Origin of the sequence: Selenomonas sp. AB3002, assembly GCF_000702545.1 — a bacterium.
In the GTDB taxonomy this organism is placed as follows: Bacteria; Bacillota; Negativicutes; order Selenomonadales; family Selenomonadaceae; genus Selenomonas_B; species Selenomonas_B ruminantium_A.
The window spans coordinates 1,066,066-1,080,534 of sequence record NZ_JNIO01000008.1; the positions used below are offsets into that span (position 1 = coordinate 1,066,066).

Sequence of the window (14,469 nt, forward strand, 5' to 3'; positions counted from 1 at the left end):
TATACTTATTTCTATTATTCGATAAAATCAGCTAAAATCCTGTTCTCTATCCTTGCCTATGCTCTAGAATGGATAGGGCCAAACGCCTGCCGCAAAATAAAAAGTGCCCGATACTGTTCTCCTTAGAAATCAGTACCAGGCAAAATCATCAGCAGTTCAAAACTTCTTCCAACGACCTCAAGATATTTCCCCTTACACAGCAAAATATCTTGGTGAGCCGTGTTATTGGCTTACATAACTGCGTTTTTCTGCGGGTATATCTTCCCATTTCACTTCATTTACGGGAACGCCCTGGGAAAGTCCCCAAGCTGCCGCAAGGCCGGCTGCCTCTCCCATGCTCATACAGGTGGGCTGTATCCGGAAGGAAGCCTGGGCAGCGAAGCTGCCGCTGGCACAGCGTCCTACCACCAACAGGTTGGACATCTCATTGGTCACCAAGGCACGATAGGGAATTTCGTAATACTGTCCCTTCTTCAGCTTTTCAAACAAATCCAGCTTCACATCATGAATATCGATAGGGTACGCCGTTCGGCAGACTGCATCGGGAAAATGGCGTGCCTTCAGATAATCATCGGCTTCCATATAGTACTTCCCACGAATCCGCCAAGACTCGCGCACGCCTACCATACTGGCTTCGCGGCTGATATAGGCTTTTTCGAAGCCGGGAATATTACCCTTGAAATAAGCTGCCAAACGGCGCATCATCTTCCGCCCGAAAGATACTGCCTTGCTGCGCGAAACAGCATCTGTGGCCGAAAACATCAGCGGAGGCATTTCCGGACAGTTCATAGACATGGTGTATGGCTTGCCCGGTACAGAAAATGCCTGGATATACAGAATATCATCTTCCGTGAGCTCGCCTTTCTTGACGGCTTCCCGAAAGAGATTCTCTGTTTTCTTCCATTTGGCAAATTCCCAAAACGGATCGCGGCCTTTTTTCACATCTTCCTTAAATTTTTTTGACCAGTTTTCTTCCAGCCAGGTGTCCTTCAGTGTATCATGAAAGAAATGCTGCACTTTCGGTACATCTACGCCTCCCATCTCGAAGCGCAGGCTCATAGGTTGGTTGCGCCCGTTTGTTTCCGAACCTTTTTCCGTGGGAACCCCGGCAAATCGCGACAACAGAGCATCACCTGTGGCATCAATAAAAGTCTTGGCTTGGATTTTCCCCAGCCCCTCTACTGTCTGCACCACACAGGCAGTGATGGTTCCGGCTTCTACAACCGCGCCCGCAAGAGCAGCATCATATAAAATCGTTGCTCCCGTTTCCTCGCACCATTCATCATAGACTTCTGTCAGCAATTCCGGCGCATAAACTCCCAGCCCCTCACCATAATGTGTGTCCGTTTCCGGGACATTGGGCACAGGCGAAAATCCCGCCTTAGCCTCTATGCGTTTGTTAAGTTCTTTTATATAAGGAGTATCGCTATCAAATGCATAAGTAGGCATACAAGGAAAAACGCACCCTTGGGTGGCCAGGCCGCCAAGGGAAATCCCCCGCTCGACCAGCACAACCTTTGCTCCTGTGCGTGCCGCGCTGATGGCCGCCGCCGTCCCTGCCGCACCGCCACCAACCACGCAGACATCAGCGGTCATCAAAGTAGGCAGGCCTTCGCCATTCACTCCTGCCGGGGCTGCTGCGGCTTTGCCGTTCGGCAGGGCCGTTTCCGCCAACACCCCCACGGTTCCCATCCCCACCAGTTTCATAAATGCCCGGCGGGAAATCGGAATTGAAAATGATTTTTCCATATTCATCCCCTCCCCACTACATTACCAAACACGTCAAAACATCAAATCAACCAGTTTCCTAATTATTTCGACAAATATTAGGCAAGTCCTTTTGGGAACTTAAAAATCATTCGTGATTACATTGCAAAACCTCTTTAGGAGCCTGCGTATCTTGTATTGACTTTTCAGAAAAAAACATCTATTATAAAAGAAACATGTCAAGGCACATGGCCGTTTGCATGAAAACCGCAAAAGGAGTTGAATGGGATGAAGAAAAAAATCACCGTGATTGTACTGGCAATGTTCTGCCTGCTCATGAACACCTGTCTGGCTATGAGCAAGGAAAGCAAGGCCGATTTAGACAACGAGCTTGCCCAAATGGTCGGGGATACCGGAACCAAAGTTCCAGGGCTAGGGGTAATCGCCTTTAAGGATGGCAAAGAAGTTTACAGCAGCTTTCAAGGTTCAGCTATTATCGACAGCCAAAATCCACAAAAAAATCACCCCTTTACCCGCGAAAGCCGTTTTCGCGTAGCTTCCGTCTCCAAGATGTTTACCGTGTTCACGATTATGCAGCTGGTCGAACAGGGGAAACTTAATCTGGACGACGATGTGAGCAAATATTTGGGCTTCACCCTCAGAAACCCCAATTACCCGGATACGCCCATTACTGTGAGAATGTTGGCTTCTCACCAGTCCTCTTTGCGTGATGGCAAGATTTACAGCATTCCGCCACAGATGGGGCTGCAAGAATTCTTCCGCAAAGACGGCAAGTTCTACGAAGATGGCGCGCACTTTGCACCTGCCGGCCAGGAACCGGGCAAATACTTTGCCTACAGCAATCTGAATTACGGCCTTTTAGGAACCATCATCGAAAAAGTTACAGGCGAACGCTTTGACCAATATCAAAAGAACCATATCTTAAAACAGCTGGATATAAAAGCTGACTATCTGCCTGGTAACTTCAGCCAGAAGGAATTCAAAAAACTCGGCGCAGTTTACCAGAAAAAAGATACCTCCAGCGTCTGGAATGAAAACGGGCCCTGGCGCGCTACGCAGGATGGTTATCCGGAGGGACAGCCGGCCAAGGATACTGTTTCCTTGCAAAATCCTTATGCGGAGGACTTTCAGGACACCTACAGCCTGAAGGATTATGTTCCCGGCACCAATGCTACGGTGTTTTCCCCGGCAGGCGGCTTGCGTATTTCCTGTGAGGAGCTTTCCCATGCGCTTTCCATGCTGCTTAACAATGGTACCTACAAAGGCCGGCAGGTTCTCTCCCCGGCTTCTGTTAAGGCCATGCTGGGCCGAGAATGGATTTATGACGACAAAACCAAGAACGGCAACAACTACGGCGGCACGATTCTCTCCTATGGTTTGGGCATTTACCAGATGGACGGCAATAGCACAGCCAGATTCTGCAAGGATACGGAGATTGATCTGGTGGGACACACCGGTGAAGCTTTCGGCCTGCTCTCCATGCTGGCTATCCGTCCGAACACCAAAGATGGCTATGTCTACATCATGAACGGCGAAGCCATCGAAGAGGATGAAGATGCACGCAGCGCTGGTAAATTCAGCAACAACTACATCTGGGAAGAAACCCTTGGCGATGCTATTTGCCGCAATGTGTTTGTCCGCTGATAAAACTTAATGCATACAAAAGGGGATGTTGCACGTTTCATTACGTGCGGCATCCCCTTATCATGCCTCTGCCGGCAAAGCTATCTGCTCATAGTTCCTGCCCTCATGCACAAGGGAATCCTGACGCCATGCTCAGCAATCTTTCCTGTTCTCTGGAATGCTTTTTCAGACAAATTAACGACAGCGGTGCTATGATAAAGCAGTTTGATGCATATCTTGATTATCCATACTCCAGGGAGGGCTCTATGAACTTTGACCAGACGTTGTTGCTTTTCATTCAGGATTACCTGCGCTCCGACTTTCTTTCTAGCCTATTCTGTTCCATTACCATTCTGGGCAATAAAGGCGCCATCTGGCTGGTATTCCTGCTGATGCTGCTCATCTATCCCAGAACCAGGAAGCTGGGGCTGATAGCAGGGCTTTCCCTGCTTGTCTGTGTAAGTTTGGGTGAAATCCTCAAATATACAGTCATGCGGCCCCGTCCCTTTCTGGAAATCCCAGAGCTTGTTCCCCTGGTAGCTCCTCCAACTTCTTACTCCTTCCCATCCATCCACACGGTTTCTTCTTTTTCCGTGGCCTGGATTATCCTGTGGTCACCTCTATCAGGCAAGGTGCGCTATGCAGTATTTTCCTTTGCCCTGCTCATGGCTTTTTCACGCTTGTATGTGGGGGTTCACTACCCTTCCGATGTGCTGGCCGGCATGCTGCTTGCCCTGGCAGGCAGCTGCACCGTCTGGCATTGGAAGAGGCATCTGCTGAAAAACTGATGCAAAGGTGACCAATGCGGTGGAAATGGAACAAGTATCATAAATTTTCAACAAAAAAGCAGCGCATAGTCCAGGTGTTATCCCGGCCTATGGGCTGCTTTTCCATACAACGCAATATTTCCATCAGGCTGCCTGCCGCAGCAGGTCCTGGAGCCGAAGCTGTCGGCCAGCACCAGATAGACCTCGTTGGGATTCTGCTCCTCGCAGGCTTTGAGGAAGTGCATATTCACCTATATTGTCCGTCATCTGTACTAATGATATAATTACAATAAGAGGTGATTTATATGGCTACTACCACAATTCAAGTCAGAATGGACGCTGCCCTCAAACAGCAAGTTGAACAAAAACTTAAATCCATGGGACTTAATATGTCAACCACTGTAAATATGCTGGCACATCAGATAATCAGACAGAATCGCATTCCCTTCGATATCATTGCCGATGAAACTGACAACAAACTCGACAATCTTCCAAAATCAGTCAATGCAGACAAGATGACAGATGATGAACTGCGCGGCCATCTGCTCACAGGCTACCAGGAAGCATTAGATGGTAAATCAAGACCTGCCGCCGAAGTATTTGCAGAAATGAAAGCGAAATGCAATATAGAAAAATAAATTTTCAGAGGAGGCACTATGAGCAGCGTCATGAAAAGCCCATCTTTGCTGGAAATCCTGCAGGTAGAAAAGAAGACCTGCCAAAAAGGGGGCATCTATCACAAAGTCCAGATAGAGCTGACCTATAATTCCAATCATATAGAAGGCAGCCGTCTGACAGCAGAGGAAACAAGGTATATCTACGAAACCAACACCATCGGGCTGTCCGGGGGCACGGTGAATGTCAACGACATAGTAGAAACTGCCAACCATTTTCAGTGCATAAATCTCATCATTGACCAGGCGGAAGCCCCTCTCACAGAAAGCCTGCTCAAGAAAATCCATGCCATGCTCAAGAATGGCACCGCCGATGCTCGTCTGGACTATTTCGCCGTAGGGGAATACAAGCGCTTGCCCAACGAAGTGGGAGGAAAGGCCACAGCCGCTCCAGAGGATGTGCAGCAGAAAATGGGGTCACTGTTGGCTGCCTACGAAGATGGCCAGCCCAAAGACTTCAACAGCCTGCTGGATTTTCACTATCGCTTTGAAAGCATCCATCCCTTCCAGGACGGCAACGGCAGAGTAGGACGGCTGCTTCTTTTCAAAGAGTGCCTGAGGCATGACATTGTCCCCTTCATTATCGAAGATGATCTGAAACTGTTTTATTACCGGGGCCTTTCCGAATGGGAAAAAGAACCGGGGTTCCTGAGGGATACCTGCCTCACAGCACAGGACAGATTCAAGAGGTATCTGGATTATTTCCGGATTTCCTATTACTGAATGTCTTTTCCATTCTTCTTCACATACAGGAAAGCCCGCCATAGATTTGGAATCTCCTCCAAACTATGACGGGCATTTTTCATCACTGATTCATCATTTTTCTTTCGCTATCTGCGCTCTTATCATGGCTTTGATGCCGCCATTTTCCAGAATTTTTTCCATGTATTCCCCCATGGGTTCCGCCTGGAGGCTCTGCCCGTTGGAAACATTCTTTATCATACCGCTTGCCAGGTCAATGCTTGCCTCTTCACCATCCTGAAAGAACTGGGAAATTCCCGGACAGGTGATGGCGGGAATGCCAAGGTTGATGGCGTTGCGAAAGAAAATGCGGGCGAAAGATTCGGCAATGATGGCACCCACGCCTATGCCCTTCAGGGTCATGGTGGCGTGCTCACGGGAGGAACCACAGCCAAAATTCGTGCCGCCAACGATGATCTCTCCCGGCTGGAAGCTCTGCGCCAGCTCAGGCTTCTCACTGCCACTCATGGCGAAGCGGCAGATGTCCTCCATCTCCGTATATTCCACATACTTGCCAGGATATATCTGGTCGGTATCCACATTATTGCCAAATACATATACCCTGCCTTTGATCATTTTTTCCATTATGCTTCCCTCCTCTCCAGCACTTCCCGCGGGTCGGCGATTTCCCCCCTCAGGGCTGCCACAGCCACGGCCGCAGGGGAGCCAAGGTAGATTTCCCCCTTCACGCTGCCCATGCGGCCAGGGAAATTGCGGTTCGTGGAAGATATGCAGGCTTCTCCCTCTGCCAAAAGCCCCTGGTGAATCCCCAGGCAGGCGGCACAGCCGGGGGCTGTGAGGGTGGCTCCGGCCTCCAGCAGGGTCTGGATATAGCCTTTCTCCAGGCACTCCCTCAGCACGAAGCGGGAAGCAGGCACCAGCACCATGCGCGTCCCTGCCTGGATCTTCCTGCCCTGCAGGATTTGGGCTGCAATAGCAAAATCCTCTGTGCGGCCGCCGGTGCAGGAGCCAAGATAGGCCTGGTCTATATGCTTTCCAGCCAGATGTGCCAGGGGGTGAACATTGTCCACACTGAAAGGCGCCGCCAGCTGGGGTTCAAGCTTTGATACATCATAGGTAAGGTCAGCGGCGTATGCGTAGTCATCATCTGTCTCATAAACTGTATAGTCTGTCACGCCTCTATCCGCCAAAAACTTTCTGGTGATTTCATCTGGCTGGATATAGCTGGTCTTGGCCCCCATTTCCGTGGTCATATTGCAAAGAGCCATGCGCTCTGAAATGCTGAATTCCTGCAGCACCGGCCCGGCAAATTCCACAGCCTTGTATACCCCATAATCTGCCTTCAGGTCGCCTATGATATGGAGAATCACATCCTTGGCATAGACCCCGCGGGGGAGTTTTCCCACCAGATTGATGCGGATGACCTCCGGCACCTTGAACCAGAGCTTGCCCGTGGCCAGGATAATGGCAAGATCTGTCGCCCCCACTCCCGTGCCAAAGGCACCGAAAGCCCCATGGGTGGTGGTATGAGAATCTGTTATCACCATGATTTCCCCGGGCTTGGAAAAGCCGTAATCCGCCATGAGCTGGTGGCAGACACCTTCGTTGATATCCATGAGATGACCTATGCCCTGCTCCTGGGCAAAGGCACGAAATTTCCTGTGGTTGTCCGCCTGCTTCTCCGTGGCGCAGGGGGCATAATGGTCGAAGAAGAGTATGACTTTCTCCGGGGCAGCCACCTTCGTGCCTCCCATTTCATAAAAGGACTTCACCGTTTGATAGTAGAGGTCATTGATGCCTGCATAATCTACCGTGCAGCTCACGATTTCCCCGGCATGAACCTTCTCACTGCCGGACTTCACGGCCAAAAGTTTTTCGATGGCATGCATATCCTTCACCCTTTCTGCGTCACTTGCTCAAGCCTGTTCCTTATGCTTGATTTTATCCCCCCTTAGATATAAAATCAATTTTATAGACTTTATGCCCATATAAATTGATTTTATGAGGAGGCCCCTTATGGAAACGGATATGGCCTACATCTGCGAAGTGTACCGCACAGGGAGTTTTTCCCAGGCAGCCCGCAATCTCTTCATGACCCAGCCCGCCCTTTCCATTGCCGTCAGGCGGGTGGAAGAGGCCATCGGCGCCCCCCTTTTTGAACGCGGTACCCAGCCCCTGGCCCTGACGGAGGCCGGAAAAATCTACCTGCGCCGCCTTATGGAAATCAAGCGCATCGAGGAGGAGATGGACAGGGAACTGAAAGATTACCTGAACGCCGATACTGGCGAACTGACCATAGGCGGCTCCCAGTATTTCAACGCCTATATCCTGCCCACTGTCCTACACCGCTACAATCTTAGCCACCCCGGCATCAGGCTGAACATCCTGGAGGACAATTCCAAGATCATCGACCGCTGGATGGCCGAAAGGACCCTGGATATAGGCTTTCACAGTGCAGAAATTGATACCAGCATATTCCACCGCCAGGCAGTGGCCAAAGATGAAATCCTGCTGGCCATTCCCCGTCCCTTGGTGCCCGACGATGCCCTGTCTGCAGGACTGACTGCTCAGCAGACAGCCGCTGGCCTCACCCGTGAAGCCTGCTCCCCCCTGGCAGATATCTCCCTCTTTTCCGGCCTGCCCTTCCTGCTGCTTTCGGAAAGCAACCAGTTCCGTCAGCGCTGCCTTGCCATCTGCAAGGAAAAAAAACTCCAGCCCACGGTGCGTTTCTGCATCGAACAACTGGAGACTTCCTGGCACTTCGCCCGTCAGGGACTGGGGGCTGCGTTCATTACCAACCTCATGATTGCCCGGGCCATGGATGAAAGCCTGCTGTACTACAAGCTGGACTCCCCCCTGGCCCAAAGAACCTTTCACGCCCTGACCAGGAAACAGGCTTTTATTTCCCGCAGCATGAAAGACTTTATAAGGGCATTCTCTCAAAAATCCTTCAATGTGGGAATAACGAAAGCTGAATAAAAGGGAGCACAAAATGGAAAAAGTAAATGAAACATGGGTACACAGTCTGCCTGGACGGCTCTATTCCCTTGGAAGAACTGCGGCAGCGGATTGACGAGAGCTACGCCATGGCGCAGACCAAAAGCAGGAAAAAATAGCTTTACTCGGGAAAGCCGCTTTCGCGCAGCTTCCCTTTCCAAGATGTTTACCGTATTCACTATCATGCAGCTGGTCGAACAGGGAAAAATCAATCTGGACGAAGATGTGAGCAAATATTTGGGATTCACGCTCTACACACAAAAGGGAGGCTGCTAACAGCCTCCCCTTTTATATAGCAAACTTGCAATATCCTTTCAATCATCTGTGCTTATCGAAAACCTCGATCTCAGCATCATCCTAGTCATCATAAAATTTAAGGCCTTCACCTTGCAAGCGACTTTTCAAAGCAGTCATGAAAATATGGCCCGGATCTATTTTTTCTGAACGATAGTTAGGTACATTTTCAATGTATAAGCCACTGCTTTTGGCTGCATCCTGCTGATAGTGACCAAAGACATAGGAAATTGTAGCGTATTTTTTATGCAGATATTTAATCAGCTCAACATTTGCTTCAAGTTGCGCGTCCGTTAAATCCTCCACGCCATTGACTCCACCTACATTTTCTATGCCGATGGCACACCAGTTATAGCCTATGATATGCCTGTTAAGCGCTGTTTCGGGTGTGAGTCTGTATATTTGTCCATCCCGTGAAACAAGAAAGTGGGAGGCAACATTCAGAGTACCATCAGCGCGCGCCTCATGGTAAAAATGATTATAAGCGGATTCCCAGGTACCAGAGGCTGTCCAATGCACAACTACAGCTTGGGGGATGATATATATTTGTTCCATGCTGTAGTGTGTTGCGGCATACTCACGCATAAGCTGCTCTCTATAGTCAGACCATAGGATTGGTTTATCAATTATCTGCAATTCACCAGCAAAAGTTTCTGTCATAAGGAAAAGTGAAAACAAAAGAAGAAGTACTGTCTTTCTTATCATAAACTTCGCTCTCCCCCTCCCCAATCACAAACACACCCTTTCAGCGCATCCGCTCCCACCACTCATCAAAGGGCCTTGCCTGCTCTCCATCCAGGTAGGCGGCTTCGCCGATTTCCGGCGTCAGCAGCTTATAGCCTTTTCCCTGGCTGGCCTGCAGCAATCTCTGATATGGTTCCTGCCAGGGGTGGCGGGCCAGCGCAAACTTGCCGCCGTGGGCGGGCAGAAGCATCCTGGCCCCCACCTCCATTGCCGCCTGGGCCGTTTCCTCCGGCAGCATGTGGATAGCGTGCCAGGCCATATTGTACTGGCCGTTTTCCCCCAGCATCAGGTCAAAACCGCCGAACTTCCGCCCAATGGCCTTGAAATGCTCTCCATAGCCGCCATCGCCGCTATAATAGACCTTGTGCGCAGGTGTCACAAAGGCCATGCCGCACCACAGGGTCGGATTGCGCTGCAGGAACCGCCCCGAAAAATGTTGGGAAGGCAGGATATGGACGGAGAAATCCTCTGCCAGCCTGATTTCCGCCTCCCAGTCTTCCTCATGGATGATAGAAAGGTCAAAGCCCCATTGCTCAAAGTATTCTCCTACCCCCAACGGGCAGACGATATGCTTTACCTTTGGCTTCAGTGCCATCACCGTGGGATAGTCCAGATGATCCCAGTGGTCATGGGAAATGGCCAGCACATCTATCTCCGGCATATCCTCTGCCGTGTAGACATTGCTGCCCGGAAACGCCTTGTTGATGAAAAACAAGGGCGACGCATAGGAGGAAAACACCGGGTCGATGAGAATGCGCCTGCCTCCCAGCTGCAAAAAGAAGGTCGAGTGCCCCATCCACACTGCAGCATCACGGGAAGGCTCCAGCTCATGCAAATCCGTCTTCTGACTGAGCAGGGGCTCCTGCGGAGAAAGCTCTGACTTGTCCCCAAAGAGGAATTTTGCCATGGCCACAAAGCGGTTCTCGCCGCTTTGCTCATTCATGACCTGCACCGGCACCAGATTCTGGAACTGGCCGTCCACATAGTGTGGCGAGGCCTCCATGCGCACCAGTCGCGCCCCCTGTGGCAGCCTGCCAAATTCCGGGCGGTTCACAAAAAGCGCCCCGCCCCCCGCCATCATTCCCAAGGCTCCAAGACCTCCTAAAATAAATGTTCTTCGCTTCATAAAGCTGCCCCTCTGCCCAATCAATCTATTGTCATTCAATAACTTTACAGATTAGCCAGAATATCCTCTGCGACCTGCGCAGCCGTCAAGTGATTTTCTTTGGCCAATGCCTCATAATCATAACGGTCATAGAAGTTCTTCGACAAACCGAAGTTCAATACCTTCATTTTGTCTGCACTATAGAAACGGGCAATCTTTTCGCCAAAGCCGCCGTCCAGGACGCCATCTTCCAAGGTTACCACCAATTCATGATTAGCTTTCAGTCTCTCCAGGAGTTCCTTGTCCTGTCCGGTGATAAAGAGAGGATTGATGAGGGTGGCCTCTATGCCCTGTTCTTTGAGCTTAGCCGCAGTTTCTTCCGCCAGGTTGTAGAAATTACCCAAACCAATGATGGCTACATGGCTGCCGTCCTTCACCACTTCATACTTATTGAGTTCATCATAGGATTCACGCACGGGACGCTTGGAACTGCCCACCATGGCATGGGGGACACGAATGGCCACGGGATACTTCTCCTGCGGAATTGCCCAATCCAGCATGGCCTGGTATTCTTCCGGCGAAGTCGGTGCCAAATACACCAGGTTTGGGATATTGCTCATCATGGGAATGTCGTAAAAACCAAGATGGGTCACATCGTTCATGCCATACATAGACGCCCAGAACACCAGGAAGGTGGCAGGGTTATTATTGACGCATACGTCCTGGGAAAGCTGATCATAGGTGCGCTGGAAGAAGGAAGAAAAGTCGCCAAAAACGGGATGAGCACCATTGCGTGCCAGACCTGATGCCATGGCCACGGCCTGCTCCTCGGCAATACCCACATCAAGGTAATGCTTGCCCAAAGCCCGGCGTCGCTCTTGCGTAAGCCCCATGCTGGACGGTGTAGCAGCAGAAATGGCGATGAATTTCTCATCTTCCTGGGCCAGCCGCAGGAAGGTTGCTGCCGTCTGTTCGGCATAGGGATCTACCATTTCCTGTCTGGCTTCACCCGTTTCGATATCAAAGGGCATGTGCCAGTGCCAGTCTTCCTTGTTTTCCTCAGCCAGCTTGTATCCCTTGCCCTTCTGAGTGACGATATGGATGACCACCGGATGGTCAATATCCTTGACCTCACTGAAGGCCGCAATCAAGGCTTCGGCATCGTTGCCAGCTTCCACGAAGCGGTATTCCATTCCCATGGCCTTGAACAAGTTGCGCTCCGACTGCCCTTTGGTTTCCCGTAGTTCCCGAAATCCCTTATACATACCACCGTGCACTTCGGCAATGCTCTGGTCATTATCGTTGAAGACGATAATCAGATTGGTGTCCATCTCCCCGGCAGTATCCAGCCCCTCCAAAGCTTCACCGCCACTCATGGAACCATCACCGATGATGGCAATGATATTTTCCTTGCCCCCCTTGAGGTCACGAGCCTTGGCCAGTCCCGTGGCCAGGCTGATAGAAGTGGAGGTATGCCCCACATTGAACATATCGTGCTCGCTTTCCTCAGGATTGGTATATCCGGATACATCATCATAATGCTCCGCATAGAGGTACGCATCCTTGCGTCCCGTCAGCATCTTATGGGGATAGGCCTGATGGGAGATATCAAAGACAAATTTATCTTTCGGTGAATCAAAAACTGTATGCAGGGCAATGATGCACTCTACGATACCGAAATCAGGACCGAAGTGGCCGCCATGGACGCTGGCCCGCTTCAGCATAGCCTCCCGCATTTCCTGTGCCAGCACCTTGCGCTGTTCTTCGTTAAAAGCTTTAATATCCTGCGGCCCACTGATTTTCTCTAAATACATGACATGCTCCTTTGCTATATCTGTAAACATCTTCGGCAGATGTCTGTAAGTCTATACCTTGGAGTCAGCTTCAAGTCAAGGTTTTTTTGCAGAAAATAATCCCCCTATGGCTTTTGGCCATAAGGGGATTATGAGGATGCTCAACCAACAGGATTCATTGGTCTGGCTGCAACGGTCCATAATAATAGGAAGCCGTAGCACCACCGAAACGACAAGCGCAAGTCCCTGCACGCCTTAATTGAACTTTTGCAGCACTTCTACCGTGACCAGCCGGATTTCAAGGTCTGACAGGAGCCTTGGGGCTAAAATCTTCTTTTAAAGCTTCTCGCCGTTGCTTTCGATAACCTCCTTGTACCAGAAGAAGGATTTTTTCTTTTCCCGGCGCAGGGTGCCTTCACCCTTATTGTTCTTGTCCACATAGATGAAGCCGTAGCGCTTCTCCATTTCACCGGTGCCGGCGGATACCAGGTCGATGGGGCCCCAGGTGAGATAGCCCAGGAGGTCTACGCCGTCTTCGTCAATGGCCTTCTTCACTTCGCTGATGTGGGCGCGGAAGTATTCGATGCGGGCATCATCGTGTATCATGCCGTCAGCCTGCTTGTCTGCTTCCGTCTCGTGGAGGCCGATGCCGTTTTCCACAATCATCATGGGCAGCTCATAGCGCTCCTGCACCAGGTTCAGGGCATAGCGCAGGCCCACCGGGTCAATTTTCCAGCCCCAGTCTGATTTCTTCAGATAGGGGTTGTCCACCCCACGGGAGAACTCGTCTGCATCGTCATTCTGATGAACAGAGCTCAGAACCTCTGTCTGGTAGTAGCTGAAGGCGAAGTAATCCACCTTGCCAGCCTCCAGAATTTCCAGGTCACCCTCTGCCATCTCGATATGATAGCCCTTGTTCTCCCACTCTTTCAGCACATAGGTGGGATAATGACCCCGGCACTGCACATCGGAGAAGAACCATGTCCTGTCCATTTCCTTCAGCGCCAGGATGGCGTCTGCCGGGCGGCAGCTTTCCGTATAGACAGGGCCGATGTTCAGCATGCAGCCAATCTGGAATTTTGGGTTGATTTTATGTCCTTCTATCACAGCCTTGGCAGAGGCCACGAATTCGTTGTGAGCTACCTGATAGAGCACCAATTTCCTGTCTTCGCCCTCCTTGTAGGTGAAGCCGGAGTTGGTGACGGCGAAGAAGGGCACATCGGTATTGCGCTGGTTGTTGATCTCGTTGAAGGTCATCCAGTATTTGACCTTGTCTTTATAGCGCTCAAAGCAGGTGGTGGCGAATTTCACGAAGAAATCCACGACCTTGCGGTTGCGGAAACCGCCGTATTCCGTCACCAGATGGTAGGGCAGCTCGAAGTGGCAGAGGGTCACTACCGGCTCGATGCCCAGGCGGTTCATTTCGTCAAAGAGGTCATCGTAGAATTTCAGCCCTGCTTCGTTGGGCGCCTCCTCATCTCCCTTGGGGAAGATGCGGGTCCAGGCAATGCTGGTGCGGAAGGCCTTGAAGCCCATTTCAGCCATGAGGGCCAGGTCTTCTTTGTAGTGGTGGTAAAAGTCGATGGCTTCGTGGTTGGGGTAAATCTTGCCCTCGATGACACCATCGGTAATCTCCCTGGGCTTGCCGTAGCCGCCTACGGTCATGACATCAGCCACGCTGATGCCCTTGCCACCCTCCTGCCAGGCTCCTTCCAGCTGATGGGCAGCCACAGCGCCGCCCCATAAAAATCCTTCAGAAAATGACATAATGTAAACCTCCTAAGATAAGTTTTTCATGCTAAGACGCTCGGGGCGCAGGTGCAGCAACGCTTCACTTGAGATTTTGCCTGTGGCAAAATTTCACGCATCCCAAATCATTTGTAAAATCAATATCATCCTTTCGACAGTTGACAATATAGCACAGGCTTTTTCTCACTTCAATCCGTTTGGGCGCTTTCGGGACGGTGTTCACAAAAAAAGAGAGCCTGGCGGCTCTCGTGTAAACAGTGTTTACAAATTGTATACAATTTATGATATACCTG

At 50.7% G+C, this 14,469-nt stretch carries 14 protein-coding genes; 6 read left to right on the plus strand and 8 right to left on the minus strand.

The window, feature by feature from the left end:
- Positions 1 to 222: 222 nt before the first annotated feature.
- On the minus strand, positions 223 to 1,749 hold the full coding sequence (locus tag P159_RS0112995) for an FAD-dependent oxidoreductase (RefSeq protein WP_051650359.1): 1,527 nt from the start codon (positions 1,747 to 1,749) through the stop codon (positions 223 to 225).
- Positions 1,750 to 1,995: 246 nt separating this feature from the next.
- Between P159_RS0112995 and P159_RS0113000 the strand changes: the two genes are divergently transcribed.
- Positions 1,996 to 3,372, plus strand: coding sequence for a serine hydrolase domain-containing protein (locus P159_RS0113000; RefSeq protein WP_029544667.1), 1,377 nt, complete (start codon positions 1,996 to 1,998; stop codon positions 3,370 to 3,372).
- Positions 3,373 to 3,617: 245 nt separating this feature from the next.
- Complete coding sequence (locus P159_RS0113005) at positions 3,618 to 4,139, plus strand: phosphatase PAP2 family protein (RefSeq protein ID WP_029544669.1); 522 nt, start codon at positions 3,618 to 3,620, stop codon at positions 4,137 to 4,139.
- A 77-nt stretch (positions 4,140 to 4,216) separates the two neighbouring features.
- On the opposite strand, the gene P159_RS20725 is transcribed toward P159_RS0113005, so the two are convergent.
- Positions 4,217 to 4,363: a hypothetical protein gene (locus P159_RS20725; RefSeq protein WP_185753738.1), complete on the minus strand. Its 147-nt coding sequence runs from the start codon at positions 4,361 to 4,363 to the stop codon at positions 4,217 to 4,219.
- Positions 4,364 to 4,423: 60 nt separating this feature from the next.
- Here P159_RS20725 and P159_RS18770 point away from each other — a divergent pair, with 60 nt between their 5' ends.
- Together P159_RS18770 and P159_RS0113020 are read left to right on the plus strand one after the other, a co-directional pair.
- Complete coding sequence (locus tag P159_RS18770; RefSeq protein ID WP_037377058.1) at positions 4,424 to 4,756, plus strand: type II toxin-antitoxin system RelB/DinJ family antitoxin; 333 nt, start codon at positions 4,424 to 4,426, stop codon at positions 4,754 to 4,756.
- Between the two features lie 18 nt (positions 4,757 to 4,774).
- Positions 4,775 to 5,515 (plus strand): Fic family protein, encoded by a 741-nt coding sequence (locus P159_RS0113020; RefSeq protein WP_051650361.1) that lies wholly within the window; start codon positions 4,775 to 4,777, stop codon positions 5,513 to 5,515.
- Positions 5,516 to 5,608: 93 nt separating this feature from the next.
- On the opposite strand, the gene P159_RS0113025 is transcribed toward P159_RS0113020, so the two are convergent.
- Complete coding sequence (locus P159_RS0113025) at positions 5,609 to 6,118, minus strand: 3-isopropylmalate dehydratase (protein WP_029544675.1); 510 nt, start codon at positions 6,116 to 6,118, stop codon at positions 5,609 to 5,611.
- Positions 6,118 to 7,383: a 3-isopropylmalate dehydratase large subunit gene (locus P159_RS0113030; RefSeq protein ID WP_029544677.1), complete on the minus strand. Its 1,266-nt coding sequence runs from the start codon at positions 7,381 to 7,383 to the stop codon at positions 6,118 to 6,120. Before P159_RS0113030 ends, P159_RS0113025 begins: the two co-directional genes overlap by 1 nt.
- A gap of 127 nt (positions 7,384 to 7,510) precedes the next feature.
- On the opposite strand from P159_RS0113030, the gene P159_RS0113035 reads away from it, so the two are divergent.
- Together P159_RS0113035 and P159_RS21355 are read left to right on the plus strand one after the other, a co-directional pair.
- Positions 7,511 to 8,473: a LysR family transcriptional regulator gene (locus tag P159_RS0113035; RefSeq protein ID WP_029544679.1), complete on the plus strand. Its 963-nt coding sequence runs from the start codon at positions 7,511 to 7,513 to the stop codon at positions 8,471 to 8,473.
- 180 nt (positions 8,474 to 8,653) lie between these two features.
- Positions 8,654 to 8,767, plus strand: coding sequence for a serine hydrolase (locus P159_RS21355; protein ID WP_349254364.1), 114 nt, complete (start codon positions 8,654 to 8,656; stop codon positions 8,765 to 8,767).
- A gap of 81 nt (positions 8,768 to 8,848) precedes the next feature.
- Here the strand turns inward: P159_RS21355 and P159_RS0113050 are convergent, their stop codons facing one another.
- The 4 genes from P159_RS0113050 to P159_RS0113065 all read right to left on the minus strand — a co-directional run bounded on the left by P159_RS0113050 (position 8,849) and on the right by P159_RS0113065 (position 14,194).
- Entirely contained in the window at positions 8,849 to 9,490 is a 642-nt protein-coding gene (locus P159_RS0113050) for a peptidoglycan recognition family protein (RefSeq protein WP_029544681.1), read from the minus strand.
- Between the two features lie 40 nt (positions 9,491 to 9,530).
- Complete coding sequence (locus tag P159_RS0113055; protein ID WP_029544683.1) at positions 9,531 to 10,655, minus strand: MBL fold metallo-hydrolase; 1,125 nt, start codon at positions 10,653 to 10,655, stop codon at positions 9,531 to 9,533.
- Between the two features lie 44 nt (positions 10,656 to 10,699).
- Positions 10,700 to 12,448 (minus strand): 1-deoxy-D-xylulose-5-phosphate synthase, encoded by a 1,749-nt coding sequence (locus P159_RS0113060; RefSeq protein WP_029544685.1) that lies wholly within the window; start codon positions 12,446 to 12,448, stop codon positions 10,700 to 10,702.
- Positions 12,449 to 12,763: 315 nt separating this feature from the next.
- A complete protein-coding gene (locus tag P159_RS0113065) occupies positions 12,764 to 14,194 on the minus strand; it encodes a 6-phospho-beta-glucosidase (RefSeq protein WP_029544687.1) in 1,431 nt (476 codons plus the stop codon).
- Positions 14,195 to 14,469 lie beyond the last annotated feature (275 nt).